We start from the raw sequence: 2,475 nt of genomic DNA, 5'->3' as shown, positions 1-2,475 counted from the left end.
GTTGTCCTGGCACGCCTGGTACTGCTCCTGCCACTGCGCCAGCGCCCAGTTGTAGGCGAAGCGCGCAGTCCCGGCGGCCCGCGCCAAGTAGGTGCGCTGGGTGTTGTTGGGATCGAGCGCGATCTTGTGCGACAGGATCATGGTTGGGAATCCGCTACGGCCTGTGTGATGTCATCAAGCAGTTTCTTGTTTCTGGTCGAACGACTGCCGTATAAGCGGGCGGAAAAGACAGTGATGAGTTCAAGCACGTCGGTCGCAAGGTCCTCCTCACATGCGGTGTCCTGGCCTTGGTTGAGAATGACAACCTCCACCTGTTTCCCTTCACAGATGGCAAAGACCAGTTCAGCGCCGAAAGGTCGTAGCGACGTTGTCCGCCGGGGGTGCGTTCGCAACTAATCTTGCCGCTGATCTCCCAGCGCCGCACGGTTTCAGACGAGACGCCAAACGCCTTGGCAACTTCTTCGATTCATACCATGTGTGGATTTTTAACCATGTATCTGGGTAATATAGGGCTTTCAACGCGACAGTTCAACCCCTTTGCCCCGGGTGCCCTACGCGGCCGCAGTCCGTGCCCGGTCCGGATGGCCGGGGCCGTCCTGCTCGCGCTGGTGGTGGTCAAGCGGTTCCTGCTCGATCTGGTCGGGAGCGGCACCGTTGCCCGCATCGTCTCCTTCATCCGCGTGGGGGTCATGATGCTCGCCATCGGCTATCTGGCGCCGCGGGCCGCGGCGGCGACCGACACTCGATCCCTGAATGACGCCACAAACCGGAGGCAATGAGATGCCGCTACGCCGCGTGAGACAGCAACCCGCCCCCGCCCGTCGGCGATCCCCGGCGTTCTTGCTGAGCCTCCTCGCCGCCGCCTTCGGTGCCACGGCCGACCCGCGCCTGCGTTGTCAGATCGAGCAGGGCGGCACCGTGCAGGTGCTCGACGTCGCCCCCGTGGCCGATCCCTACAGCGTCGCGCCCGTCACCGTCAACGGCCGCTTCCGCTTCAAGGCCGTGGTCATCGGTGACGCGCGGCGGATTGCCTATATCAATCTCTATACCTATTTTCAGACCGAGCGGCGCCTGATCTTGTTGCATCAGGCCAAGTATATCGCCCCCACGCTTGCGTCCGATCCCGCCGCGACGCTCACCGGGTGGAATTATCTGTATTCTCCCGGGCGGGAGCGTGAATTCCAGTATGGTTGTACCCTGGTGGAGGTAGCCCCATGACCAGACAATTGCGCCTGGCCATCGCGCTGTGCTGTGCCTTAGTCCGGTGCGCCCTGGCCGCGGCGCCGCCGGAGGGGCCTGCCGTTTCACTGGTAATGGTCGGCGACATCATGCTGGATGAGACACCCGGAGCGGCGATCGCCCGTGGGCAGGACCCCTTCGCACCCTTTGCCGCGATCCTGGACGGTGCCGACATCCGGATCGGCAACCTGGAGTGTGTCGTGGCCACGAGCGGCGAGGCCGAGCCCGGGAAGCCCTATAGCTTCCGCGCCCACCCGCGCACCCTGGAACCGCTCAAGCGTCATTTCGATGCCGTGACCCTGGCGAACAATCACTCCGGCGACTTCGGCCCCGGCGCCTTTGCCGAGATGCTCGGGCTATTGGATCAGGCCGGCATCGGCCGCTTCGGCGGCGGTGCGGACCTGGCGCAGGCGCACCGGCCGCTGATCATCGAGCGCAAGGGGCTGCGGATCGCGCTGCTCGGCTACGACGGCTTCCTGCCGCGCAGTTTCGAGGCCGGCTACGACTGGCCGGGGGTCGCCTGGAGCGAGGACGAACAGGTCGCGCGCGACATTGCCATGGCCCGCACGGCCCATCAGGCCGATCTGGTCATCCCGGTCATGCACTGGGGCTGGGAGCACGAAACGATCGCCAACCCGCGTCAGCGCCAATTGGCCCGCCTGATGATCGACGCCGGGGCGGACGCCGTGGTCGGCGGCCACCCCCACGTCATCCAGGACACCGAGCAATATCGCGGCCGGCCCATCATCTACAGCCTGGGTAATTTCGTCTTCAACGGCTTTAGCGAGGCCACCAACAACACCGGCTGGGTGCTGCGCATGGAACTGGACGCGCAGGGCGTGCGCCGGTGGCGGACCCTGGTTGCGCGGATCGACGCCGAGGGGATTCCTCATCCCGATCCGCGGGGCGCGGGCGACTGTTGGGAGCGGGGGCAGGAAGTGGCGGCGCCCTGCGGGGGAGAATCGCAATAGAGTGATTGTCCGCAAATGAACGCAAATGAACGCAAATCAGAATGCGCCTGAGCGTAGCGCAGCGAACAGCACGCCACACCGGAGGTCGAGGCTTTAGCCGGTCGGGGTCGATGCTGCTTCACCTGGAATCGGCAATTAGTCACGCAAAGCGATCGTAATCTGCGCTCCGGGTGTCGTTGTCGTTGTCGTTGTCGTAATCGTGGTCGGATTGTTCGACTACGACAACGACAGCGTACCCGGGTTCTCGGTCACGACATCAGTTCTG

Annotated in this window: 4 protein-coding genes and 1 pseudogene; 3 read left to right on the top strand and 2 right to left on the bottom strand. The window is 64.3% G+C overall.

Features of this window, described 5'->3' with window-relative positions; translation table 11 throughout:
- Together QZY48_RS34805 and QZY48_RS13605 are read right to left on the bottom strand one after the other, a co-directional pair.
- Positions 1-141 (bottom strand): helix-turn-helix domain-containing protein (locus QZY48_RS34805; protein WP_366929687.1); only part of this gene is annotated, 141 nt, incomplete at its 3' end.
- Positions 138-353: pseudogene (locus tag QZY48_RS13605) on the bottom strand (IS607 family transposase); the annotation flags it as partial. The gene QZY48_RS34805 and the pseudogene QZY48_RS13605, both read right to left, overlap by 4 nt.
- Positions 354-581: 228 nt before the next feature.
- Between QZY48_RS13605 and QZY48_RS13600 the strand changes: the two are divergent.
- Genes QZY48_RS13600 through QZY48_RS13590 form a run of 3 tightly spaced genes read left to right on the top strand, consistent with a single transcriptional unit; the run spans position 582 to position 2,210 of the window.
- Positions 582-779 carry a DUF2339 domain-containing protein gene (locus QZY48_RS13600; protein WP_366929686.1) on the top strand — a complete coding sequence of 66 codons (198 nt, stop codon included), beginning with the start codon at positions 582-584 and terminating at the stop codon, positions 777-779.
- Between the two features lies 1 nt (position 780).
- Positions 781-1,218: a hypothetical protein gene (locus QZY48_RS13595; RefSeq protein ID WP_295431476.1), complete on the top strand. Its 438-nt coding sequence runs from the start codon at positions 781-783 to the stop codon at positions 1,216-1,218.
- Positions 1,215-2,210, top strand: a complete 996-nt coding sequence (locus tag QZY48_RS13590) for a CapA family protein (RefSeq protein WP_295431473.1) — start codon at positions 1,215-1,217, stop codon at positions 2,208-2,210. Before QZY48_RS13595 ends, QZY48_RS13590 begins: the two co-directional genes overlap by 4 nt.
- Positions 2,211-2,475 lie beyond the last annotated feature (265 nt).

Source organism: uncultured Thiodictyon sp., from assembly GCF_903828115.1.
Taxonomy (GTDB): Bacteria; Pseudomonadota; Gammaproteobacteria; order Chromatiales; family Chromatiaceae; genus Thiodictyon.
Note: the sequence above shows the minus strand (reverse complement) of the source record. Positions and strands in the feature narration are given on the sequence as shown.